The organism is Burkholderia sp. MSMB1072, from assembly GCF_001524725.1.
Classification (GTDB): domain Bacteria; phylum Pseudomonadota; class Gammaproteobacteria; order Burkholderiales; family Burkholderiaceae; genus Burkholderia.
The window spans coordinates 60,632-83,203 of sequence record NZ_LOYC01000041.1; the positions used below are offsets into that span (position 1 = coordinate 60,632).

At 68.1% G+C, this 22,572-nt stretch carries 21 protein-coding genes; 5 read left to right on the forward strand and 16 right to left on the reverse strand.

Annotated elements, in window-relative coordinates; translation table 11 throughout:
- Nucleotides 1-131: 131 nt before the first annotated feature.
- From WS89_RS22285 to WS89_RS22295, 3 genes are all read left to right on the forward strand, one after another.
- Complete coding sequence (locus WS89_RS22285) at nt 132-518, forward strand: hypothetical protein (RefSeq protein ID WP_059506398.1); 387 nt, start codon at nt 132-134, stop codon at nt 516-518.
- Nucleotides 515-919, forward strand: coding sequence for a hypothetical protein (locus WS89_RS22290; RefSeq protein ID WP_059506396.1), 405 nt, complete (start codon nt 515-517; stop codon nt 917-919). Before WS89_RS22285 ends, WS89_RS22290 begins: the two co-directional genes overlap by 4 nt.
- A gap of 83 nt (nt 920-1,002) precedes the next feature.
- Nucleotides 1,003-1,731: a copper homeostasis protein CutC gene (locus WS89_RS22295; protein WP_059506394.1), complete on the forward strand. Its 729-nt coding sequence runs from the start codon at nt 1,003-1,005 to the stop codon at nt 1,729-1,731.
- Between the two features lie 19 nt (nt 1,732-1,750).
- Here WS89_RS22295 and WS89_RS22300 read toward each other — a convergent pair whose 3' ends face one another.
- From WS89_RS22300 to aceK, 10 genes are all read right to left on the reverse strand, one after another.
- Entirely contained in the window at nt 1,751-2,152 is a 402-nt protein-coding gene (locus WS89_RS22300) for a hypothetical protein (protein WP_059506392.1), read from the reverse strand.
- A gap of 186 nt (nt 2,153-2,338) precedes the next feature.
- Nucleotides 2,339-3,358, reverse strand: a complete 1,020-nt coding sequence (gene bioB / locus WS89_RS22305; protein WP_059793540.1) for a biotin synthase BioB — start codon at nt 3,356-3,358, stop codon at nt 2,339-2,341.
- A 41-nt stretch (nt 3,359-3,399) separates the two neighbouring features.
- The gene (gene bioD / locus WS89_RS22310; protein WP_059506388.1) at nt 3,400-4,122 is read right to left on the reverse strand and encodes a dethiobiotin synthase; all 723 of its coding nucleotides are present in this window, start codon (nt 4,120-4,122) and stop codon (nt 3,400-3,402) included.
- Nucleotides 4,119-5,303, reverse strand: a complete 1,185-nt coding sequence (bioF, locus tag WS89_RS22315) for an 8-amino-7-oxononanoate synthase (protein WP_059793542.1) — start codon at nt 5,301-5,303, stop codon at nt 4,119-4,121. The genes bioD and bioF overlap by 4 nt, the downstream gene beginning before the upstream one ends.
- A complete protein-coding gene (bioA, locus tag WS89_RS22320; protein ID WP_059793543.1) occupies nt 5,300-6,646 on the reverse strand; it encodes an adenosylmethionine--8-amino-7-oxononanoate transaminase in 1,347 nt (448 codons plus the stop codon). Before bioA ends, bioF begins: the two co-directional genes overlap by 4 nt.
- 508 nt (nt 6,647-7,154) lie before the next feature.
- Nucleotides 7,155-8,426: a dienelactone hydrolase family protein gene (locus tag WS89_RS22325; RefSeq protein ID WP_059506382.1), complete on the reverse strand. Its 1,272-nt coding sequence runs from the start codon at nt 8,424-8,426 to the stop codon at nt 7,155-7,157.
- Nucleotides 8,427-8,532: 106 nt separating this feature from the next.
- On the reverse strand, nt 8,533-8,970 hold the full coding sequence (locus WS89_RS22330) for a YchJ family protein (protein ID WP_059793546.1): 438 nt from the start codon (nt 8,968-8,970) through the stop codon (nt 8,533-8,535).
- Nucleotides 8,971-9,023: 53 nt separating this feature from the next.
- Nucleotides 9,024-9,701, reverse strand: coding sequence for an SDR family oxidoreductase (locus tag WS89_RS22335; RefSeq protein WP_059506377.1), 678 nt, complete (start codon nt 9,699-9,701; stop codon nt 9,024-9,026).
- A gap of 112 nt (nt 9,702-9,813) precedes the next feature.
- On the reverse strand, nt 9,814-10,581 hold the full coding sequence (gene can, locus WS89_RS22340; RefSeq protein WP_059506375.1) for a carbonate dehydratase: 768 nt from the start codon (nt 10,579-10,581) through the stop codon (nt 9,814-9,816).
- A gap of 56 nt (nt 10,582-10,637) precedes the next feature.
- Complete coding sequence (aceK, locus tag WS89_RS22345; RefSeq protein ID WP_059793548.1) at nt 10,638-12,455, reverse strand: bifunctional isocitrate dehydrogenase kinase/phosphatase; 1,818 nt, start codon at nt 12,453-12,455, stop codon at nt 10,638-10,640.
- Between the two features lie 304 nt (nt 12,456-12,759).
- On the opposite strand from aceK, the gene WS89_RS22355 reads away from it, so the two are divergent.
- A complete protein-coding gene (locus WS89_RS22355; protein WP_059793553.1) occupies nt 12,760-13,839 on the forward strand; it encodes an MBL fold metallo-hydrolase in 1,080 nt (359 codons plus the stop codon).
- Between the two features lie 16 nt (nt 13,840-13,855).
- Here the strand turns inward: WS89_RS22355 and WS89_RS22360 are convergent, their stop codons facing one another.
- The 6 genes from WS89_RS22360 to argS all read right to left on the reverse strand — a co-directional run bounded on the left by WS89_RS22360 (nt 13,856) and on the right by argS (nt 21,961).
- Nucleotides 13,856-15,502, reverse strand: a complete 1,647-nt coding sequence (locus WS89_RS22360) for an ABC-F family ATP-binding cassette domain-containing protein (RefSeq protein ID WP_059793576.1) — start codon at nt 15,500-15,502, stop codon at nt 13,856-13,858.
- A 192-nt stretch (nt 15,503-15,694) separates the two neighbouring features.
- Complete coding sequence (locus tag WS89_RS22365; RefSeq protein ID WP_059793555.1) at nt 15,695-17,290, reverse strand: ABC transporter substrate-binding protein; 1,596 nt, start codon at nt 17,288-17,290, stop codon at nt 15,695-15,697.
- A gap of 386 nt (nt 17,291-17,676) precedes the next feature.
- On the reverse strand, nt 17,677-18,450 hold the full coding sequence (locus WS89_RS22370) for an SDR family oxidoreductase (RefSeq protein WP_059793557.1): 774 nt from the start codon (nt 18,448-18,450) through the stop codon (nt 17,677-17,679).
- A gap of 19 nt (nt 18,451-18,469) precedes the next feature.
- Nucleotides 18,470-19,108, reverse strand: a complete 639-nt coding sequence (locus WS89_RS22375; protein WP_059793559.1) for a thiol:disulfide interchange protein DsbA/DsbL — start codon at nt 19,106-19,108, stop codon at nt 18,470-18,472.
- A gap of 69 nt (nt 19,109-19,177) precedes the next feature.
- Complete coding sequence (locus WS89_RS22380) at nt 19,178-20,059, reverse strand: SPOR domain-containing protein (protein WP_059793561.1); 882 nt, start codon at nt 20,057-20,059, stop codon at nt 19,178-19,180.
- Between the two features lie 120 nt (nt 20,060-20,179).
- A complete protein-coding gene (gene argS / locus WS89_RS22385) occupies nt 20,180-21,961 on the reverse strand; it encodes an arginine--tRNA ligase (protein WP_059506362.1) in 1,782 nt (593 codons plus the stop codon).
- A 200-nt stretch (nt 21,962-22,161) separates the two neighbouring features.
- On the opposite strand from argS, the gene WS89_RS22390 reads away from it, so the two are divergent.
- Nucleotides 22,162-22,485, forward strand: a complete 324-nt coding sequence (locus WS89_RS22390) for a DUF1840 domain-containing protein (RefSeq protein WP_059506360.1) — start codon at nt 22,162-22,164, stop codon at nt 22,483-22,485.
- The last annotated feature ends 87 nt before the right edge of the window (nt 22,486-22,572 follow it).

Here is a 22,572-nt window from a genome sequence, read left to right on the forward strand (position 1 = left end):
CGGACGCGCCGGCGCCGCACCATCGTTGCGCTCGACGCGTGCTTCCTCGACAATGGCGCGATCGCGGCCGCCGTGGCCGCGATCGCGCCGTCCCGGGGGCACCATGACGGCGGATAACAACAGGAAAACAAATGAAAAGACCGATTTCGCTGACGATCCTCGCGTGGATCCTGATCGTGACCAATGCGATCGCGTGCATCTATACGCCGTTCTCGATCCGCGCGCCGGCTGCGCAGGCGCTGATGTCGCACTATCTGCTGCCCGTCTGGGCGACGCTCGGCGTCAGCGTGATCGTCGAAGCGGCGAACGTCGCGATCGGCGTCGCGATCCTCAAGGGCCGCGAGTGGTCGCGCAACGCGTACTTGGCGACGTCCGGGTTCGGCTTCGCGTTCTCGCTCGTCAACATGCCGTCGACGATGTTCGTCGCGATGATTCCCGGCGTGCTGCTGTTCGCGCTGTTCGTCTACCTGCTGTTCCGGCGCCCGGCGACCGCGTATTTCCGGCAGGCGCTCGCATGAAGGTTCTGCGTAACGCACTGGCGATCGCACTGTTCGCGATCGCTGGCATGTGCGTGCTCTGCGCGCAGACGATGGCGTTCATCAGGATCGGCCATCCGGGCTTCATGATCGTATTCGGCGCCGTGCTGTTCGCGGTGTCGGCCGTGCTCCTTGCCGTGGGCGCGTTCGCCGGCGCATTTCGGCCGCGTGCGCGCGGCGTGGGCATCGCGTTGCTCGTCGCGACCGCGACCACCGCGCTCGGGATGATCGGTTGGGTGGCGATGCTGATGTCGCCTGAGTTCGTCGACGTGATGCGGCAGCAGGGGCTGCACGTCAGCGTGCGGATGTTCCGGTTCATGCCCGGTTTCGCGGTGACGGCGTTGTCCGGCCTGGCTGGCGCCTGGCTCGTGCGGCGCGGCTGACGCGGGCGGCGGCCTGCCCGCTGGCGCGGGTCGCGCCGCTCCGCTACGATGCGCGCATTGTCCTGACGATACGCGAGCCGCCGATGATCCGAACCGCTGCTTCTTCCGTGCTCCTCGAAGTGATCGCCACGACCGTCGGCGATGCGAAGACCGCCGCCCGCGCGGGTGCCGACCGGCTCGAACTCGTGACCGCGATCGGCGAAGGCGGGCTGACGCCGAGCGTCGGCCTGATCGAAGCCGTCGTGGCCGCCGTGCCGATTCCGGTGAACGTGATCGTGCGGCCGCACAGCCGTTCGTTCGTCTACGACGCCGACGATCTGCGCGTGATCGAGCGCGACGTACGCGCAGCTGTCGCTGCCGGCGCGAACGGCATCGTGTTCGGCGCGCTCGATGCGCGCGGCGACATCGATCTCGACGCGCTCGCGCGCATCGCGGCCGCCGCGGACGGCCGCGACCTGACGTTCCACCGCGCATTCGACGTCGCGCGCGACCTGAACGCCGCATTCGACGCGCTGCTGCGCGTGCCGGCCGTCACGTCGGTGCTGACGTCGGGCGGTCATCCGTCGGTGCTCGATGCGGCCGCGACGATCGCGCGGATGGTGCGGCACGCGGAAGGCTCGACGTGCACGGTGCTGGCCGGCTCGGGGCTGACCGTCGATGCGGTCGGCGATTTCGTCCGTACGACGGGCGTGCGCGCGGTGCACTTCGGCTCGGGCGTGCGGCCGCGCGGCGAGGTGCTGGCACCGGTCGACGAGCGGCTCGTCGCGAGGGCGCGCGCAGCGCTCGACGACGTGGCGCGCGTGCCGCGTTGACAACACGCGTGCGTGCTCGTCAGTCGTAGCGGATCGTCAGATCCTTCAGAATGTCGACGCTTCCCCATTTGAACGAACAGCGGCGGCCGACCTCGAGCGCCGTGCCGTCGCGCGTCTCGCTGACCGGCGCGCAGCCGCCCGAGATCTTCACCGTCGGCGTGCCTTGCCGCGACAGCGGGAACTCGATCGCCGCGTCCTGTGGAATCGTGTGCGTCAGCGCGACGTCTTCGACGTAATCGTCCGGCAACGTGAAGATCAGTGCGCGATCGACCTTCAGCGTGTAGTAGTCGTGCTGGAACGGTACGCTCGTCACGCACAGCTCGCTGGTGTGTCCGTTCAGCGTCTGCGTTGAACATTTCGGTTCTGCGGCGTGCGCGGTAGCCGCGACGAAGCCGAGCACGGCGACGGCGATTTTGTTCATTCCTGTTTCCCCCGAGTGTGATTGGATGTCGGCCCGACGGGCCGTGTGTCGCCCCGCGCGCGATCGCTACGGCGAACGGGGGAAATATTAGTGCGGAGGCGATGGCGATGCACACAGCCCGTGACGTTCGTTGACAAAAAAAGCCGGGACACGTCCCGGCTTTCGTCGCAGCAATGAAACTGCCGCTTACGCGTTTTCCGCCAGCGCATCGGCCTGGCTCGCGCGAATCCCGAGGCGCTCGAACAGCGCGCGATCGCGCTGCGTCTGCGGGTTGCTCGTCGTCAGCAGCTGGTCGCCGTAGAACATCGAGTTCGCACCGGCGAGGAAGCACATCGCCTGCATCGCGTCGTCGAGCTGCTCGCGGCCGGCCGACAGGCGCACGACCGCCTTCGGCATCGTGATGCGCGCGACCGCAATCGTGCGCACGAACTCGAACGGATCGAGCGGCGCGGTGCCTTCGAGCGGCGTGCCTTCGATCGCGACGAGGTTGTTGATCGGCACCGATTCCGGATACGGGTTCAGGTTCGCGAGCTGCGAGATCAGGCCCGCGCGCTCGCGGCGCGATTCGCCCATCCCGATGATGCCGCCGCAGCACACGTTGATGCCCGCGTCGCGCACGCGATCGAGCGTGTCGAGACGATCCTGGTAGGTGCGCGTCGAGATCACCTGACCGTAGAACTCCGGCGACGTGTCGAGGTTGTGGTTGTAGTAGTCGAGGCCCGCGTCGGCGAGCTGCTGCGCCTGCTCGTCCTCGAGCATGCCGAGCGTCATGCAGGTTTCGAGGCCGAGTTCCTTCACGCCGCGCACCATTTCGGTCAGCGCCGGCATGTGGCGCTCCTTCGGGTTGCGCCATGCGGCGCCCATGCAGAAGCGGCTCGCGCCGTTTGCCTTCGCCGCGCGCGCGGCGTCGAGCACCGCGTCGACGTCCATCAGCTTCTCGGCCTTCAGGCCCGTATCGTGATGCGACGACTGCGAGCAGTAGCCGCAATCTTCCTCGCAGCCGCCCGTCTTGATCGACAGCAGCGTCGACAACTGCACCGCGTTCGCGTCGAAGTGCTCGCGATGCACCTGCTGCGCGCGGAACATCAGGTCGTTGAACGGCAACTCGAACAGCGCGACGACGTCGGCGACGCGCCAGCGTTGCGGGGCCGGTGCAGCGACGGGAATCGAGTCTGGTTGCACGGCGGCGGTCTGGGCTTGGGTCATTTCGTTTTCCTGTCCTGGGCGGGATGGGGGGATCGGTCGGGTCAATGCCGCGCGGCGCGCAGCGACTCGACGAGCGCGGCGATGTCGAGCATCGCCGCGGCGGATTCGGGGGCGGCCGGCGTCATGTGCGCGATGCGGCCGACGAGCGGCGCGCGGTGCTCGCGTGCTAGCCAGTCGCGGATCGTCGCGACGTTCTCGTCGGCGAACGACATGGCCGGGTCGACGTGGTTCGCGACCCAGCCCGCGAGCGTGAGGCCGCGTGCGCGAATCGCGTCGGCCGTCAGCAGCGCATGGCTGATGCAGCCGAGCCGGACGCCGACGACGAGCACGACGGGCAGGCCGAGCGCGACCGCGAGATCGGCGGTGTCCTGCGTGTCGTTCAGCGGCACGCGAAAGCCGCCGACGCCTTCGACGACGACGACGTCCGCGCGCGTCAGCGCTTCGCGATGGCACGCGACGATCGTGTCGAGGTCGAGCGTCACGCCTTCCTGCGCGGCGACGATGTGCGGCGCGGCGGGCGCCTTCAGCAGAAACGGCGTGCGCAGCTCGGGCGGCAGCGCGACGTTCGCGGCGGCGTCGAGCTGATCGGCATCCTCGTTGCGCCACACGCCGTCGCGTTCGTACGCGCCGGCCGCGACCGGCTTCAGCGCGGCCGCGCGCAGGCCGTGCCGCGCGAAGCCGTGCAGCATCGCGGCGGACACGAAGGTCTTGCCGATTTCGGTGTCGGTGCCGGTGACGAAGACGGAAAGCGGGGCGGCGGTCATGCGGCTGCCTCGCTGGCTTCGATCAACGCGGCTTCGAGCCGCGCGAGATCGTCGAACGAATGCGCGGCCGACAGCGACACGCGCAGCCGCGACGTGCCGGCCGGCACCGTCGGCGGCCGGATCGCAGGCACCCACAGGCCGTGCGCGTCGAGCGCGCGCATCGCGGCGAGCGTCGCGTCGTTGCTGCCGATCACGAGCGGCTGCACGGCCGTGTGCGAATCGACCGGCTGCCAGCGCGTGTTGCGCAGCAGTGCGCGCGCGCGTTCGATCAGCGCGGCGAGGTGCGCGCGGCGCGCGTCGCCTTCGTCGCCCGCGATCAGCTTCAGGCTCGCCGAGACCGCATGCGCGACGGCCGGCGGCGCGGCGGTCGTGAAGATGTAGCTGCGTGCGCGCTGGATCAGCCATTCGATCACGGTTTCATGCGCGATCACGAACGCGCCGGCGACGCCGGCCGCCTTGCCGAGCGTGCCGACGTACACGAGATGCGGCGAACGCAGCGCGGCGGCCGCGAGCGCGCCGCGACCCTGCGGGCCGAGCACGCCGAAGCCGTGCGCGTCGTCGACGACGAGCCACGCGCGGTGGCGTTCGGCCAGCGCGACGAGTTCGGCGAGCGGCGCGACGTCGCCGTCCATGCTGAACACGGTATCGCTGACGATCAGCTTCGTTTCGGCGTCCGGCGCGTCGAGCAGCGCGGCGAGCGCGGCCGTATCGGCGTGCGGATAGACCTGCACGTTCGCGCGCGACAGCCGCATGCCGTCGATCAGCGATGCGTGGTTCAGTGCGTCGGAAAAGATCGTCGCACCCTTGCCGGCGAGCGCCGTCATCGCGGCGAGATTCGCCATGTAGCCGGTGCTGAAGTACAGCGCGCGCGGCGCATCGGAGAAGCCGCCCGCGAAACCGGCGAGTTCGTCCTCGAGCCGGGCATGCGCGCGCGAATGCCCGCCGAGCAGGTGCGAGCCGCCGCTGCCGGAGCCGTAGCGCTGCGCGCCTTGCGCGAACGCGGCGACGAGCGCCGGATGCGCGGCGAGGCCGAGGTAGTCGTTGCTCGCGAAGCCGACGATCTCGCGGCCGTTCACGGTCATGCGCGCGTCGCACGCGGTATCGGCGATGCGGCGCACGCGGCGTAGCCCTTGGGCGTCGAGATCGGCGAGGCCGCGTTGCAGGGTGTCGAGCAGGCTCATCGGCCGAGGTCCTCCAGCGTGGCGTCGAGCGTGTCGCGCGTGTGTTGCGCGAGCCACGCGATGTCGTCGTCGCTCATCACGTACGGCGGCATCAGGTACACGGTCGTGCCGATCGGGCGCAGCAGCAGTTCGTGCGCGAGCGCCTGTTCGAAGAAGCGTCGCGAGAAGCTGCGTGCCGCATCGCCGTCGAGCGCGACGTCGAACGCGAACAGCGTGCCGCGCTCGCGCAGGTGGCGCACGTGCGGATGCGCGTCGAGCGGCGTGAGCGCCGCGCGCAGCGTCGCCGATTTGCGGGCGTTGCTCGCGAGCACGTCGTCGCGCGCGAACAGATCGAGCGTTGCAACGGCCGCGCGGCACGCGAGCGGGTTGCCCGTGTACGAATGCGAGTGCAGGAAGCCGCGCGTCGTGTCGTCGTCGTAGAACGCCGCGAACACGTCGTCGCGCGTGAGCACGAGCGACAGCGGCAGGTAGCCGCCGCTGATGCCTTTCGACAGGCACATGAAATCGGGCCAGACGCCGGCCTGCTCGCACGCGAAGAAGGTGCCCGTGCGGCCGCAGCCGACCGCGATCTCGTCGGCGATCAGGTGCACGCCGAATTCGTCGCACAGCGCGCGCAGCCCGCGCACGTACGACGGATCGTGCATCGCCATGCCGGCCGCGCACTGCACGAGCGGCTCGACGATCAGCGCGGCGATCCGGTCGCCGCGTTCGACGAACAGCCGCCGCACGTCCGCGAGCGCGCGGCCCGCGACGTCGGCGGCCGTCTCGCCCGGCAGCGCGCCGCGCGCATCGGGCGACGCGACGACGTGCGCGTGGCGGATCAGCGGATCGTACGCATCCTTGAACAGCGCGACGTCGGTCACGCCGAGCGCGCCGATCGTCTCGCCGTGATAGCTGTTCGCGACGCAGACGAATTCCTGCTTGTTCGCGCGGCCGCGGTTGCGCCACGCGTGGAAGCTCATCTTCAGCGCGATTTCGACGGCCGACGCGCCGTCCGACGCGAAGAACGCATGGCCGAGCGTGCGCGCGGTGAGCGCATGCAGCCGTTCGGCGAGTTCGATCGCCGGTTCGTGCGTGCAGCCGGCGAGCATCGCGTGCTCGAGCGTGTCGAGCTGGTCCTTCAGCGCCGCGTTGATGTCCGGGTTCGCATGGCCGAACAGGTTGACCCACCACGAGCTGATCGCGTCGAAGTAGCGGCGGCCGTCGCGGTCGTACAGCCACACGCCCGCGCCGCGCGCGACGGGGACGAGCGGCAGGCGCTCGTGATGCTTCATCTGGGTGCAGGGATGCCAGACCGCGCGCAGGCTGCGCGCGACCCAGTCGTCGGTGGCTGGCGTACTCAAGGCGACTCCGGGGGGTAAAACGGCCGCGCGGCATCGACGGGATGTCGCGCGGCGGAACACGAAACGCGCAGAGATTAGCGTGTTCCGCCGGACGTTGCACTAGCGGTTACAAACGCCGCAAAGCCTTGCGGGGCGGGAGTTCGGCGCAGTTCGGCGGGGCTCGGGACGGAACGCGGCGGATCGGGCGAAATGCGCGCAGATGACGACGTTCGAGTGACACCCCCCGACGAAAAAAAATCGCAGGGCGGGGGGCGGCGTAGCGGTGAAATAAGGGGAACGATGATGGTGCGGCGTGGGACGCGTGGGAGGCGTCAAGGGGCGATCTCGTTTCGCGGATTTGCCTGATCGACGGGGCGGCGCAAGGGCTGACGACGGGACGAAAAATCCGGGGCGAATTCACGTCGATCGCTCGTAAAAACGAGCGTGACGCAGTGTGTGAACGAGCCGGTGGTGGCGCGCCGCGACGACCTTGATGGGCGGAACGCGAAGGGAGGACGGCAGCCGCGCGTCAGCGCGAAGCCAGTGCGCGCGTATCGACGTCGCGGGTGTGATCGTCGCCGTTGTCGGCCGTCTGCGTCGCGTTGTCGCTCCACACGACGCGGTCGTTGACCGCATACAGCCGGCACGCGCCTGCCCCTTGCTTCGCGCAGTTGTCGAGCGCCAGCGCCATCGGATCGTCGCCGCCTTCGGCCCATGACCACGCGCCTTCCGACGACACCGCGAACGCGCGGCTCGGATGCTGGTTCAGGAAGCGGCGATAGCCTTCGCGGCCCGCTTCGTCGACGTAGGGCACCGCGTTGACCGCATCGATCGACGCATAGCCGGTGGCCTTCGGTTCGTGCGGATCCGCGACGGCATAGCGCACCGCGGTCGGCAGGTTCAGTTCGGCGAGGAACGCGTGCACGGCCGGCCACCACACGGGCACGCCGTCGCGATCGACGATCAGCCGGTGCGCGTCGTCCTTGTAGCGGCCGAAATCGATGAACTGGGCCTGCGTGCCGTGCGACACGTATGCGTCGTGCATTTGCGCGACGAGCGCGGGCGTCCACACCGAATCGTTGTCGCCGTACAGCCACAGCGACCGCACGGCGGTATGCGCGCCGTACTGGTCGAACGCGTCGACGAGGTTGCGCTGCCAGCCATCGCACAGGTCCTGGCGCAGCCCGCCGGAGAAGTTGATGATGCCGCGCACGCCCGCTGCGGCTTCGGTGCCGTATGCGATCGACACGAGGCCGCCGTGCGACGTGCCGGCGACGACGATGCGCGACGCATCGACGTACGGCTGGCGCGACATGTAGCGCACCGTCGCATCGACGTCGGCGGCCTGCGCGAGGCCATTCTTGCCGACGTTGCAGCCTTCCTGCCGATACGTGCCGTCCGAACCGGCGAAGCCCTGGCGATTCGGCGCGATCACCGCATAGCCGCGGCGCACGAATTCGCGCGCGAACGCGAGCGGCCGGCTGCGCGGCTGCAGATGGAGATCGCCGGTATTTTTACCGTGGTTGAAGACGACGAGCGGGAACGGGCCGGGGCCGTTCGGCTTGAAAAGCGTCGCCTCGAGCGTGACGGCGCCCGACGCGTCGGCCGGAATGCGGAGGATCTGTTCGTTGAGGTCGGCAGCGACCTGCGGCAGGTTCGAGTCGGCGTAGTCGAAGTGCTCCGCGTGGGCGAGCGACCCGCTGGCGCCTGCACCCGTATTGGCGCTCGGCAGCGTACCGGCCTGAGCGGCCGACAGCGCACAGGCCGCCATCCATCCCACCAATACCTTGCTGAACGCCATCCGTAAGCCCTGCCATGCAACATGACCAATTCGAGGCCATCGTAGCCCGACAAAATCGGGTTGTGCAATGCGGGAATTACCCGGCGTCTGACAGGGCAACTATTTGTCAGCGTTCACTTACTTCGCCGTCGACATAGCGCCAGAATCCCTGCTCGTCGCGCTCGAAGCGGCTCGTCTCGTGGAGCCGGTACGCGCGTCCGCCGACCTTGTAGCGGGCCACGAATTCGACCTCCGCATGCCGGTCGTCGAGCGGCACGTGGCGTTTGACCGCGAGGCCCAGCCAGCGCGGCGCGTCCGGTGCGTCCGGGTCGGTGTCGAGATCGGGCGGGCAGGTGCGCGCGGCCCATGTCGCGCGCAGATAAGCGGTCGCCCTCAGCACGTACGCGCTGTACCGCGAACGCATCAATTCGAGAGCGGTCGGGGCGGCTTCGCCGCCATCGATGAAGCGGCCGCAGCAGGCCGCATAGCGGGGCGCCGGCGCTTTGCCGGCGTGCGCGGGCGACGCGCCGCCGCACGGGCATGCATCAGGTCGGTTCAAAATCATGCGGAATGTGAATTAACAACGCTCGGTTGACAACGCCCGGTTGCCGGCGCCGCTCACCAACTGAGCTCGATGCCGTCGTACTGGAAGAACCGGCCGTTCGCCTGAGACAGGTCCGAAGCGGATTCGGCGATGACGCGACGCATGCCGGTCACGCTCGTTTCCGGGTCGATCGCGGCTTGCGCACCGCCCATGTCGGTGCGCACCCAGCCGGGATGCAGCGAAATGCACGCGGCATGGCGCGTCTGCAGCGACGCGATGCGCAGCGCGTCGTTCAGCGCGGCCTTGCTCGCGCGGTACAGCCAGCCCGTCGTGCCGGTCGCCTCCGCGATGCTACCCATCCGGCTCGACACGACGGCCAGCACGCCGCGCGCGTCCTCGACGAGCGGCAGCAGGATCGGCAGCAACTGCATCGGCCCGCGCACGTTCGTATGCATCACCGCGTCGAAATCCTCGGCGGTGATCGTCTCGACGCCTTCGGTGCGCGGCCCGTACACGCCCGACACGAGCACGGCCGCATCGAGCCGCTCGCCATCGAGCTTCCAGCCGAGCGCCGCGATCTGCTCGGGCTGCGCGATGTCGAGCGCATGCGGCTGCGCGCCGAGCGCGCGCAACGCGTCGAGCGACGCCGCGTCGCGCGCGGTGGCGATCACGTTCCAGCCGTCGCGCCGGTATTGCCGGACGAATTCGCGGCCGAGGCCGCGCGATGCACCGACGATCAATACGGTTTTCATGCCCGTCGCTCCTTGGGTTGGCGCCGCCGTGGCAGCGCCGGTGTCAGATCCGTTCGACGCGTGCCGCGCCCGCGCGGTAGCCGCCGCCAGACGGCCGGCCCGTCGTTGCGCGTTACTGCGCGTCGTCGCACGGCTTGAGCGTGGCGGCGACTGCCTGCGCGACGCCGTCGAGCTGCGCGGCGTCCGCCGCGACCATGTCGTTGTCGGGCGCATGCTGGCCGCGTGCGGTCAGCGCCGCCACGCAGCGCCGGTAGGTTTCGTCGAGCGCATCGAAGTTCGACACGGACATCCCGAGGTTGCGCATCCGGCCGTCGTGCACGCCGTACACGAGCCCGTGCACGGTCAGCGACTGGCCCCGCGCCCATGCGTCGTTGACGATCGTCGTGCGGCACACGTTGACGACCTGTTCGATCGAATTCAGCTCGATCAGGCGGCGGTACCGCGCTTCGCCGACCGGCCATTCGTCGAGCAGCGCCGCATGGCGCTCGCGCACGTCCTGCACGTGGTGCAGCCAGTTGTCCGCGAGGCCGACACGGCGGTTGTGCAGCGCCGCGTTCACGCCCGAGCAGCCGTAGTGGCCGACGACCATGATGTGCTTCACGCGCAGGATGTCGACCGCGAACTGGATCACCGACAGGCAGTTCAGGTCGCTGTGCACGACGACGTTCGCGATGTTGCGGTGGACGAACACTTCGCCCGGCGGCAGGCCGATGATCTGGTTGGCCGGCACGCGCGAATCCGAGCAGCCGATCCACAGATATTCCGGCGCCTGCTGGTCGGCGAGCCGTGCGAAGAAATCGGGATCGTCGGCGAGCTGGCGCTTGACCCAGGCATCGTTGTTGTCGAACAGATGTGAAAGCGGATTGTCTTGGGTAGTCATCGGTGTGGATTCCGTTGGCGGAAATCGGGTCGATAATGATTGCGGTGTTGCCGGCATCAGGCGGCGCGCTGCGCGTTGCCTTCGCCGTCGTTCCGGTCCGTCGCGCCGAAGCGCGCGGGGTAGCGCACGCAAAAGCGCAGCGCCGCGTCGTACGGATAAAAATCGGGCAACTCGCCCTGCATCAGCTTGTCCTTGCTCGCCTGCCACAGCGCGGGATCGAAAAAGTCCGCGTGATGCTTCATGAAGACGCCGCGCACGCGCGGGTCGCCGAGCAGGAACGGCCCGTAGGTCTCCGGAAAGATGTCGTGCGGGCCGACGGTATACCACGGTTCGCCGGACAGCTCGTCTTCCTCGTTGCGCGGCGGCGGCACGCGCCGCACGTTGCAGTCGGTCAGGTACTCGATCTCGTCGTAGTCGTAGAACACGACGCGGCCGTGGCGCGTGACGCCGAAGTTCTTGTACAGCATGTCGCCCGGAAAGATGTTGGCCTTCATCAGCTCCTTCACCGCGTTGCCGTATTCCTTCACGCCATGCTCGACGTCCGCGTCGGTGCCGTTCTGCAGGTACAGGTTGAGCGGCGTCATCCGGCGCTCGATGTACAGGTGCTTGATCACGAGCTTGTCGTCCTCGTATTCGAGCAGCGACGGCACTTCCTTCTCGAGTTCGCGCACGAGAGCGTGATCGAGCCGCGCGAGCGGCAGCGCGACGCTCGAATACTCGAGCGTGTCGGCCATCCGCCCGAGGCGATCGTGGCGCTTCACGAGCTGGTACTTCTCCATGATCTGCGCGCGCGTCGTGTCCTTCGGCGGCGGGAAGTGATCCTTGATGATCTTGAACACGTACGGGAACGACGGCAGCGTGAACACGAGCATCACGAGGCCCTTGATCCCGGGCGCGACGATGAAGCGGTCGCTCGAATGCGACAGGTGGTGCAGCAGGTCGCGGTAGAACAGGTTCTTGCCCTGCTTCTGCAGCCCGACCGACGTGTAGATCTCGGCCTTCGGCTTGCCCGGCATGATCGTGCAGAGGAAATCCACGTACGCGGACGGCACGCCCATGTCGACGAGGAAGTACGAATGCGAGAAGCTGAAGATGATCTGCAGCAGGTCGCGGCGCAGCAGCACGGTGTCGAGCGCGAGCAGGCCCGGGCGCACGTGGCGGATCGGCACGGCGAACGGCAGTACGCGGTCGGCGTTGATGATGCGGCCGACGATGTACGCGCTCTTGTTGCGGAAGAACAGCGACGACAGCACGTGGATCTGGAAATTCGGCGCTTCGTCGAAGTGGCCGAATTCGTCGTCGATCGCCTGCATCACGCAGCCGATGTCGCGCGCGAGATCCTCGAACGCCGGCTCGAGCTGGAAGTTCGTGACGATGCGCTCGAGCGTGATCGCAAGCCCGTCGGTGCCCGGGTAGTACGCGCGGTAGGTCGGCTTCGCGGCCGGCTCGTCGTTCTCCAGGTACTCGGTCGAGATCGCCGGGCGCACGAAGATGAAATCGTTGTTGAAATACGAGCGGTGCAGGATCTTGCAGCACACCGAATTGAAGAAGGTTTCCGCGCACTCGGGCTGGCGATGCGACGTGAGCAGCCCGATGTAGTGCAGCTTGATCTGCTGCCACACTTCGTCGTCGATGTTCTCCGCGTCGTACTCGTCTTCCAGCACCTCGACGCATTCCTTCACGCGATCGTCGTACGACGTGATCCGCTCGCGCGCGAGCCGCTGCAGCCCGTGCCAGTCGCCGCGCTCGAACAGCGTCTTCGCATCGACCGCCGCTTCGCGGAAGATCCGGTAATGGCGATCGAAGTATTCGAGCATCGTCTGCGCGACGTCGAAACCGATCTGCGACGACAGCAGTTTGGGGAAGTGATTCATCGCGTGCAGGCTCGTTCAAGGGGCTGTAAGCACTCGCCATTTTAGCGCCCAAGTCGGCGTTTCAATGACTTTCGCGGTGACGCGCGAATGGCCGTCAATCGGCGTGTTGATCGCCGTTGAGCGCCGTTCGATGCATCTTCGCGTAAAGATACGGGTACGGAACCGATTCTGACACGAACTTTTTTCCGGCGGGCCGGCGCTCGTCGGGCACCTGTTTCGCGCGACGGCGATAGAATCGACGCACCGCCCGCCGCGCCCTGCCGCCGGCACGCATTCGCACCGATAACGACGAGACGCCCCACCGATGAACGCCCTGGAACACCAACTCGACTACCCCTTCGCCGATACGCTGCCCGCCCCGGGCGACACGTTCGAGGTCGCGCCGGGAGTGCGCTGGCTGCGCATGCCGCTGCCGTTCTCGCTCGATCACATCAATCTCTGGCTGCTGCGCGACGAGATCGACGGGCAGGCCGGCTGGACGATCGTCGATTGCGGGATCGCGTCGGACGCGATCCGCACGCACTGGGAGCAGATCTTCGACACGCATCTCGACGGCCTGCCGGTGCTGCGCGTACTCGTCACGCACTGCCACCCCGATCACTTCGGCCTCGCGAACTGGCTGTGCGAAGGCGGCGACAAGGGCCGCTGGAACGTGCGGCTGTGGATGACGCTCGGCGAATACATGTTCGGCTGCCTGATGGCGGCCGGTAACGGCTCGAACGCGGGCGGCGCGGCCGCCGCCGATCACTTCGCGCGCCACGGGTTGACCGATCCGGCCGCGCTCGACAAGTTGCGCAACCGCCGCAGCTATTACGCGGATCTCGTGCCGGCCGTGCCGCCACGCTACCGGCGCCTGCGCGAAGGCGACGCGGTCGCGATCGGCGCGCGTACGTGGCGCGTCGTCACCGGCTTCGGCCATTCGCCTGAACATTGCGCGCTCCACTGCGAAGCGGACGGCGTGCTGATTTCCGGCGACATGGTGCTGCCGCGCATCTCGACGAACGTGTCGGTGTTCGATCTCGAGCCGGAAGCGAACCCGCTCGCGTTGTATCTCGAGTCGCTCGGCCGCTACGAGACGATGGCGCCCAACACGCTCGTGCTGCCGTCGCACGGCAAGCCGTTTCGCGGCGTGCGCACGCGCATCGCGCAACTGCGCGAACATCACGATGCGCGCCTGGCCGAAGTGCGCGTCGCATGCGCGGAGCAGCCGCGCAGCGCGGCCGACATCGTGCCGATCATGTTCCGCCGCCGCGAGCTCGACATCCACCAGATGACGTTCGCGCTCGGCGAGGCGCTCGCACACCTGAACCTGCTGTGGCTCGCGGGCGAACTCGTGCGCGAACAGGGCGACGACGGGGTGCTGCGGTTCCGCACCGCCGGCTGAGACTGCTTCGTTGTCCTTACGCGACGGGTTCGTAGCGCCACCCGTCACGCTGCCACTGCATCGTGTGCGTCGGTTCGAGCGCCGCGAGAAACGCGGCGTCGTGCGACGCGACCACGATCGCACCCGGGAAGCCGGCCAGCGCCGCTTCGATCGCGCGCACCGATTCGAGATCGAGGTGATTGGTCGGCTCGTCGAGCAGCAGCAGTTGCGCGGGCGTGCCGCGCCACAACGCGCATGCGAGCGCGGCCTTCAGCCGTTCGCCGCCGCTCAGTTGCCACGCCGGTTGCGTCGCCCGCGTCGCGTCGAGTTGCAGCAGCGCGAGGCGGCTGCGCAGGTCGCCTTCGGCAAGCGGCGTATCGAGCAGGCTCAACTGTTCGACGATCGAGCGCTCCAGGTCCAGCAGCGCGAGCCGCTGATCGAGATACGCGGCGCTCACGTGCGTCGTGCAGGTGCCGGCGCGCGGCGCGAGCTCGCCCGCGAGCATCCTCAGCAACGTCGACTTGCCGCAGCCGTTCGGGCCAGTCAGTGCGATGCGCACCGCGCCGCTCGCCGACCACGTGATCTCGCCGGCGTCGCCCGCGACGCGCCACGGCAGTTGCGCGCGTTCGAGCGTGAACAGCTGGCGGCGTGCGCTGACCTCGGTGCCCGGCAGCGACACCAGCACGGGCGCGGCGGCGTCGACCCGCGCGGCCGCCTGCTGCACGCGTTCGTCGAGCGTTGCCTTGAAATCGTCCTGTTGGCGCCGGACCTGTCCCATGATGCTGCGCGCCGCACCCTTGCGGCGCTGTTTCGCCATCGACGACAGGTTGGCCGTCTTCGCGCCGCGCAGCGACGCGGCCGCGTGACGCTGGATCGTGTCGTGTTCCTGTTCGAGCCTGCGCCGCACGCGATCGCGCTCGGTGCACGCATGGTCGAGCGCCGCTTGCGCGGCTTCCTGTTCCGCATCGCGCTGCGCGCGGTAGAGCACGTAGTTGCCGCCGTACGAGCGCGCGCCGTGCGGCGTCAGCTCGACGATGCGTTGCACGCCGGCGAGCAGCGCGCGGTCGTGGCTCACGACGACGACCCCGCCGCGCCAGCCGTCGAGCGCCGCGCGCAGCCACGCGCGTCCCGGTGCGTCGAGATGGTTGGTCGGTTCGTCGAGCACGAGCAGGCCCGCGTCCGACAGCAGCGCGCCGATCAGCGCGACGCGTGCGAGCTGGCCGCCGCTCAGCGTATGCGCAGGCGTGTCGGCGTGGACGCCGTGCAGGCCGGCCGCGTCGAGCGCGGTGCGCAGCCGCGCCGCGAGATCCCAGCGATCGCCGATCAGGTCGAAGTCGTGCGGCGCCGCATGGCCGTTGGCGAGACGCGCGAGCGCACCGAGCGGCGCATCGAGCGCGGCGATCTGCGCGACGGTGCGCGGGGCGGCCGCCGTGTCGTCGTGGTCGTGCTGCTGCGCGACGTAGGCAACCTGCGTATGCCGTTCGACGGCACCCGCGCTCGGCGCGCGGCGGCCCGCGATCAGTTGCGCGAGCAGGCTCTTGCCGACGCCGTTGCGGCCGACGATGCCGGTCGGCGTGCGGTCGATGGAAAGGTCGAGCGAATCGAACAGCGTGACGCCGTCGTCGAAGCGGAAGGAAACGTGATGAAGCGCGACGAGCGCGCCGGTGGGCGTGGCTGCAGCCATCAGCACCTCCAAAAATGCGTGAAGACCTTCGCGCGCGGCGTGCGTGGCACGGGCGCCGAAAACATTTCGGGAAGGCTTAATTGTTCACTTTGGCTGGCGTCCGGCAGGAGGAACAGGCGCGCAGTGTAGCAAGCGCGGCGCGCGGGCCGCAAGCGAGCGGCGCACGCGCCGTCGCCTGCGCGCCACGCGCGGTTACTGCACGGCGACCGTCGTGAAGTTCTGCCGCCCGAACGGACTCACGCGATAGCCGCTCACGTTCGTGCGCGTGAGCGCGGCCGCGGTCGGGTAGCCGAGAGGGATCCACAGCGCCTGGTCGTGGATGATCTTCTGCGCGCTTTCGTACAGCTTCGCGCGCTTGGCCTGGTCGGCGGTCGACTTGCCGTCGGCGATCAGCTTGTCGAGCTGCGCATCGCAGAAGCGCGCGAAGTTGATGCCCGACTTCACCGCGTTGCAACTGAACAGCGGCGACAGATAGTTGTCCGGATCGCCGTTGTCGCCGGCCCAGCCCATGAACAGCATGTCATGCTGGCCGAGCTTCGCCTGCTTGATCAGCTCGCCCCATTCGATCACCTTGACCTCGGCCTTCACGCCGATCTTCGCGAGGTCGGCCTGCAGCAGTTCCGCGCCGACCTTCGGGTTCGGGTTCAGCACGCTGCCGGTCGGGCGCGTCCAGATGGTCGTCGAGAAACCGTTCGGGAAGCCGGCCTGCGCGAGCAACTGTTTCGCCTTCGCGGGATCGTACGCATACGGCGCGACGTCCTTCGCGTAGCTCCACGTGTTCGGCGGATACGGGTTGTTCGCGGCCGTCGCGGTATTGTCGAACACGACCTTCAGGTAGTTCGCGCGGTCGAACGCGAGATTCAGCGCCTCGCGCACCTTGTCGTTGTCGAGCGGCTTCTTCTGCGTGTTCAGCGCGACGAACGCGGTCATGAACGCGGGCGTCTGCACGACCTTCAGCGCGCTTTCGCCCTTCGCGGCGAGCACGTCCTGCGGCTTCGGCGACAGCGCGATCTGGCATTCGCCGGCCTTCACCTTCTGCAGGCGCACCGACGGGTCGGGCGTGATCGCGTAGATCAGCCGGTCGACCTTCGGCTTCGTGCCCCAGTACGTCGGATTCGCGTCGTAGCGGATCAGCGCGTCCTTCGTGTAGCTCTTCAGCACGAACGGGCCGGTGCCGACCGGCTTCGCGTTCAGGTCGGCCTGCTTGCCGGCCTTCAGCAACTGGTCGGCGTATTCGGCCGAGTAGATCGACGCGAAGCCCATCGTCAGGATCGGCACGAACGTCGCGTTCGGTTCGTTCAGCACGAACTTCACCGTGCTGTCGTCGACCTTCGCGACCGACTTCACGAGCTTCACGAGGCCCATCGACTGCGCGTGCGGGAAGCCGCTCGCGCCGGCCACCTTGTGCCACGGGTTCGCATCGTCGAGCATCCGGCTGAATGTGAACACGACGTCGTCCGCGTTCAGTGGGCGGCCCGGCTTGAAATAGTCGGTGGTCTGGAACGCCACGTTCGGGCGCAGGTGGAACGTGTACGTGAGGCCGTCGGCGCTGGCTTCCCATTTGTCGGCGAGCGCGGGCACCACCTTCTTCACGGCTTCGTCGTAGGACACGAGCGTGTTGAAGATCACGTCGGCCGATGCGTTGGTCGTGACGAGCGAGTTGTACTGCACGACGTCGAAGCCGTCCGGGCTCGATTCCGTGCAGACGGTGAGCGGCTTGGCGGCGGCGAGGCCGGGGGCGGCAAGGGCGGCGGCGACGGCGGCCGCGGCGAACAGCTTGACGTGCATAGGATCTCCCACGTGGCTCGTGTTTTTCGCTGGATGACGGAGGCGGGCGCGGCCCGAAAGCAGGCAGGGCCGGCGCGGCTGGCGAATAGCATACCGTCAAAGCGCGCGACGCGTGAAAAAAGGCGCCGGAACGCGGCGAATTGACCGAAAAACGGCTGCGTTCGCGACGGAACGGGTGTCGATGCAGCGAAAGGTGCGGCGGAAGCGGCGGGCGGGGCGAGGCGGCGGACGGGGCGGGAGAGCGGGGCGACGCAGAGGCGGGCCGGCGCGCCGAAGCATGCGGCGAACGCGGTGAAGATGCCGTGGAAGGTGTCGCAAACCGGCGCGTCGACGCGTCGGCGCGGCGAGACGGCCCGGCGTACGTCGCACGCCGCTTCGGCGGATCGTCAGTGCGCGCCGGCCTTCGGCTTGCGCGGCGCCTTTTCGAACAGGCGATCGTACAGCCAGCGCGGCAGCACGTGCAGCACCTTCGCGACGACACCCATCTGCCACGGAATCACGCGGAATGCGTGCTGCCGGGCGATCGCGCGTGCGGCGCGCGCGGCGAAGCGGTCGGCGTCCATCAGGAACGGCATCCGGTACGGGTTGTGCGCGGTCATCGGCGTGCGAATGTAGCCGGGCGCGATCGTCACGACGCCTACGCCGGCCGGGCGCAGCTCGACGCGCAATGCCTCGAGATACTTGATCGCGGCCGATTTCGACGCGCTGTACGCGCCGGAGCCGGGCAGTCCGCGCACGCCGGCGACGCTCGCGACGCCGACCAGCGTGCCGTGGCGCGCGGCCGTCATCGGGCCGACGAACGGCTCGAACGTCGCGACCATCCCGTAGTAGTTGATGTCCATCACGTCGCGGAACGCCGCGAGATCGCCCTGGCCGGTGACGGCGCCCTGGCTGATGCCCGCATTCGCGATCACGACGTCGGGGCAGCCGTGCGCGGCGATGAACGACGCGGCGGCCGTTGCGAGCGCATCGGCGTCGCGCACGTCGGCGGAATAGACGGAGACGGACAGCTTCGGGAAACGCCGCGCGAACGCATCGAGTGCATCGGTGCGTCGCGCGACGAGCGCGAGCGTGGCGCTCTGGCGGGCGTATTCCTCGGCCATCGCGAGGCCGAGGCCGCTCGACGCGCCGGTGATGAAGACCTTCAGCGGAGTAGTCATGCCGGCGCGCGGGCGGGGATCAGAGCTTCTTGTCCTGGACCTGCTTCACGAGGAAGTCGAGCACCTGCGCGGTACCCGGGATGCTGTTCGTGTAAGCGGGGCCCGTCTTGTACTTGCCCTGCACGACGACCGTCGGCACGCCGTCGATCGCGTAGTCCTTCAGCAGCTTGGCCGACTGGTTCACCTCGCCCTGCACGCTGAACGAGTTGTACGCGTCCATGAACTTCTTCTTGTCGACGCCCTGCGTGGCCAGGAAGTCGGCCTGCGCCTGCGGCGTCAGCAGGTAGTTCTTCTGCTTGTGGATCGCGTTGAAGATCGCCGGCGTGACCTTCTCGGAGATGCCGAGTGCGGACACCGCATAGAACAGCTTCGAGTGCGGGAGGAAATCGTCACGGAACGCGACCGGCACGCGCTTGAAGTCGATGTTGTTGCCCTGTTTCTTCACCCAGGCCTCGATCGTCGGCTCGAATTCGTAGCAGTGCGGGCAGCCGTACCAGAAGAACTCGATCACCTCGACCTTGCCGGCCGGCGCGGACACCGGCTGCGGCGACTTCATCACCTCGAAGTCCTTGCCGGACACCGGGGCGGCGGGCGTCGCATGGGCCAGGCCGGCAGCCAGGCCGAGGGACAGAAGGAGCGTGCTAAGCAGTTTTTTCATGTTGTGGACGTCGAATCGGTTGCTCGGGTTACGAAACGTAACGGGTTCTGCGTGGGTGCGGCCGGCTGCTTACTGCTTCGTGAAGCGGATCACCGCCGTATCGACACCTGCATCGGACAGGCGCTGACGGGCCGAGTTCATATCCTCGAACTTCGAGAACGGGCCGACGCGCACGCGGAAATAGGTCACGCCGCTGACGTCGCGCTTCGACACCTTCGATTCGAAACCCTGGAAGCCGAGGCGCGCACGCTGCTGCTCGGCATCGCCTTCCGTCTTGTACGCACCGACCTGCAGGAAGTAGCCGGTGTTCGCGTCGTTCGCGGTCGGCGGCTTCGCTGCCGCCGCGGCCGTGGCCGACGACGTCGGCTTCGGCGTGTTCGCGGCCTGCTGCTGTTGCTGCTGCTTTTGCGCGGCGGCTTGCTGCGCCTGCTTCTGCGCGGCGAAGCGTGCGAGGTCGTCCTCGCCGCCTTGCTGCTGTTGCTGCGCCTTCTTCGGCGGCGGCGTGGTGTCGGCCGGCTTCGGTGCGACGGCGACGCCGTTGCCCGACGACGGCGTGTTCGATGCGGTGGTGTTGCTCGAGCCGGTGGCGCCGTTCGTGTTACCCGACGGCGGCACTTCGACGATCTGCGGCTCGGGCAGCAGGCCGCCCTGGGTCTGGTTCGCGGCCTGGCCGGGCGCGGTGTTCGGCGGTGCGGGCTGCGCGGCCTGCGGCACCGGCTGGCCGGGCGTCTTGCCCTGCAGCGCGCGGTTCGGGTCGAACTGCTGCGGCTGGCTCGCGCCGTTGTCGGCCGGCGGCGGCGCGACCTTCGACACGAACGGCGACGGCGAACGCGTGATGTAGAGTGCCACCACCACGGCGATCGCGAGGCCGACGATCAGGCCCAGCACGATTCCAAGAAATGTTCCTCCGGCTTGTTTCGATTGTTTCGAAGTGCGGCGTGGTTGTGCCATTGCTTGAGTCACCTGCAAAAAGAATCGTGAAAAGGCTGCGACGGGCATCCGGCGACGGGCATCCGGCGACGGGCGCTGCCGCGGCCATTCGCGGCCCGGTTCGGGGCCGCGCTGACATCCTTACATCTTGACGGGCGCGGATACGCCGAGCACCGCCAGGCCGTTCTCGAGCACCTGCCGGGTCGCAGCAAGCAGCGCGGCGCGCGCGTTGCGCGGCGCTTCGTCGTCGACCAGCACGCGCTCCGCATTGTAGAACGAGTGGAATTCGCCAGCGAGATCGCGCAGGTAGAACGCGACCGCGTGCGGCGCGAGCTCGTTCGCCGCATGCGTGAGCATGTCCGGGTACTCGGCCAGCTTCTGCATCAGCGATGCTGCTTGCGCGCTGGTCAGCTGCGACAGGTCGGCGCCCGGCAGTTGCGCGACGTCGACGTTGTAGCGCGACTTCAGTTCGTTGAGCACCGAGCAGATCCGCGCGTGCGCGTACTGGACGTAATAGACCGGGTTCTCGTCGTTCTGTTTCAGCGCGAGGTCGATGTCGAACACGAACTCGGTATCGGCCTTGCGCGAGATCAGGAAGAAACGCACCGCGTCGCGGCCGCGCGTGATGGTCGCCTCGTCGATCAGGTCGGGCGCCGCTTCCTGGCCCGCCGCCGCGCCGCCCGACCATTCGATCAGGTCGCGCACCGTCACGTAGCTACCCGCGCGCTTCGAGATCTTCACTTCCTGGCCGTCGCGCATCACGGTGACCATCTTGTGCAGCACGTAGTCGGGATAGCCCTTCGGGATCCCGATGTGCAGCCCCTGCAGGCCGGCGCGCACGCGCGCGATCGTGCCGTGGTGGTCCGAACCCTGGATGTTGATCACCTTCGTGAAGCCGCGCTCCCACTTCGTCACGTGATACGCGACGTCCGGCACGAAGTACGTGTACGTGCCGTCCGACTTGCGCATCACGCGATCCTTGTCGTCGCCTTCGTCGGTCGTGCGCAGCCACAGCGCGCCGTCCTGCTCGTAGGTCATGCCGGCCTTGATCAACGCGTCGACCGTCTTCTCGACGCGGCCTTCGCTGTACAGCGACGATTCGAGGTAGTACTGGTCGAACTTCACGCCGAACGCCTGCAGGTCCATGTCCTGCTCGCGACGCAGGTACGTGACCGCGAACTTGCGGATCGCGTCGAGATCCTCGACGTCGCCCGCGCCCTTGACCGGCTCGCCGTCCGATGCGGCGACCGTTTCGCCGTTCAGGTAGTCGCGCGCGATGTCGGCGATGTATTCGCCGTTGTACGCGGCTTCCGGCCAGCCCGCATCACCCGGCTTCAGGCCGCGGGCACGCGCCTGCGTCGAGATCGCCAGGTTGCCGATCTGCACGCCCGCGTCGTTGTAGTAGAACTCGCGGTGCACCGCGTAGCCCTGGCTCGCGATCACGTTCGCGAGCACGTCGCCGAGCGCGGCCTGGCGGCCGTGGCCGACGTGCAGCGGGCCGGTCGGGTTGGCCGACACGAATTCGAGCAGCACCTGCTTGCCTTTCTCGCGATCCGACGTGCCGAACGCGCGGCCCTGGTCGAACACGGCGGCGATCACCGCCTGCTTCGCGGCGGCCGACAGGCGCAGGTTGATGAAGCCGGGGCCGGCGATCTCGGCGGCTTCGACGAGGCCTTGCGCGGCCGGCTGCGCGGTGAGTGCGGCGACGATCTGTTCGGCGAGCTGGCGCGGGTTCGTGCCGAGCGGCTTCGCGAGCTGCATCGCGACGTTGCACGCGACGTCGCCGTGCGCGGCGACCTTCGGGCGCTCCAGCGTGATGGCCGGGGCGACGAATGCCGCGTCGGCGCCTTTCAGCGCGTGTGCGACCTGCTTGACGCTATCCGCGAGCAGGGCTTCGAGGGTCTGTTTGTGTGCTGGCAGCATGCTGGTAGAAGGCTTCGTTGGTGGCGGCCGGAAACGCCGGGCCGCCGGCGCGCTTTTTAAGCGCGCGTTTCAGGGATCGCAGAATTTTAACAGGTGCTAATATGCCGCTCAGGCGGCCCGCGTCCGCGAGGCCGGACGCCGGTCTGGCGGCGTTCCCCAACCGCGCCGCGCAGGCACAACAAGATGAAAAGGGAATTGTCATGATTACGTTCAAGAGCAAGGCGGCACAGGATCTCGACGTGCTGAAGGATTTCGCCGTGTATGTGCTGGGTCTCGTCGGCAAGCAGCTGGGCGAGCGCGGTGTGATCACGCACGACGAACTGGACCACGCGATCGCCAAGCTGGAAGGCGCGGTCGCGCAGGCGAAGCAGGAGCGTGCCGAGCACGCCGGCCATTTCCACGAGGACGAAGCCGACCACGCGCACCACGAAGTGCCGCCGAGCCTGGCCCAGCGCGTCGCGCCGTTCCTGGCGATGCTGCGCGAGGCGAAGGCCGGCGAGGCCGACGTGCACTGGGGCTTCTGAGCTTCCTTGCTTGGCGGGTCGACAGGTTCGCCAGACACGAAAAAGCCCGCTTTCGAGCGGGCTTTTTCTTTTGTCTGATCAAAGGGA

What these genes read in the sequence shown, in the direction of transcription:
- WS89_RS22335 (WP_059506377.1), bottom strand. Translation starts at nt 9,701, where the DNA reads ATGAAAACCGTATTGATCGTCGGTGCATCGCGCGGCCTCGGCCGCGAA.
- WS89_RS22290 (WP_059506396.1), top strand. Translation starts at nt 515, where the DNA reads ATGAAGGTTCTGCGTAACGCACTGGCGATCGCACTGTTCGCGATCGCT.
- WS89_RS22360 (WP_059793576.1), bottom strand. Translation starts at nt 15,502, where the DNA reads ATGGCTGCAGCCACGCCCACCGGCGCGCTCGTCGCGCTTCATCACGTT.
- WS89_RS22300 (WP_059506392.1), bottom strand. Translation starts at nt 2,152, where the DNA reads ATGAACAAAATCGCCGTCGCCGTGCTCGGCTTCGTCGCGGCTACCGCG.
- WS89_RS22370 (WP_059793557.1), bottom strand. Translation starts at nt 18,450, where the DNA reads ATGACTACTCCGCTGAAGGTCTTCATCACCGGCGCGTCGAGCGGCCTC.
- aceK (WP_059793548.1), bottom strand. Translation starts at nt 12,455, where the DNA reads ATGAATCACTTCCCCAAACTGCTGTCGTCGCAGATCGGTTTCGACGTC.
- bioD (WP_059506388.1), bottom strand. Translation starts at nt 4,122, where the DNA reads ATGACCGCCGCCCCGCTTTCCGTCTTCGTCACCGGCACCGACACCGAA.
- WS89_RS22330 (WP_059793546.1), bottom strand. Translation starts at nt 8,970, where the DNA reads ATGATTTTGAACCGACCTGATGCATGCCCGTGCGGCGGCGCGTCGCCC.
- WS89_RS22325 (WP_059506382.1), bottom strand. Translation starts at nt 8,426, where the DNA reads ATGGCGTTCAGCAAGGTATTGGTGGGATGGATGGCGGCCTGTGCGCTG.
- WS89_RS22375 (WP_059793559.1), bottom strand. Translation starts at nt 19,108, where the DNA reads ATGAAAAAACTGCTTAGCACGCTCCTTCTGTCCCTCGGCCTGGCTGCC.
- argS (WP_059506362.1), bottom strand. Translation starts at nt 21,961, where the DNA reads ATGCTGCCAGCACACAAACAGACCCTCGAAGCCCTGCTCGCGGATAGC.
- bioB (WP_059793540.1), bottom strand. Translation starts at nt 3,358, where the DNA reads ATGACCCAAGCCCAGACCGCCGCCGTGCAACCAGACTCGATTCCCGTC.
- WS89_RS22295 (WP_059506394.1), top strand. Translation starts at nt 1,003, where the DNA reads ATGATCCGAACCGCTGCTTCTTCCGTGCTCCTCGAAGTGATCGCCACG.
- WS89_RS22285 (WP_059506398.1), top strand. Translation starts at nt 132, where the DNA reads ATGAAAAGACCGATTTCGCTGACGATCCTCGCGTGGATCCTGATCGTG.
- WS89_RS22365 (WP_059793555.1), bottom strand. Translation starts at nt 17,290, where the DNA reads ATGCACGTCAAGCTGTTCGCCGCGGCCGCCGTCGCCGCCGCCCTTGCC.
- WS89_RS22390 (WP_059506360.1), top strand. Translation starts at nt 22,162, where the DNA reads ATGATTACGTTCAAGAGCAAGGCGGCACAGGATCTCGACGTGCTGAAG.
- bioF (WP_059793542.1), bottom strand. Translation starts at nt 5,303, where the DNA reads ATGAGCCTGCTCGACACCCTGCAACGCGGCCTCGCCGATCTCGACGCC.
- WS89_RS22380 (WP_059793561.1), bottom strand. Translation starts at nt 20,059, where the DNA reads ATGGCACAACCACGCCGCACTTCGAAACAATCGAAACAAGCCGGAGGA.
- WS89_RS22355 (WP_059793553.1), top strand. Translation starts at nt 12,760, where the DNA reads ATGAACGCCCTGGAACACCAACTCGACTACCCCTTCGCCGATACGCTG.
- can (WP_059506375.1), bottom strand. Translation starts at nt 10,581, where the DNA reads ATGACTACCCAAGACAATCCGCTTTCACATCTGTTCGACAACAACGAT.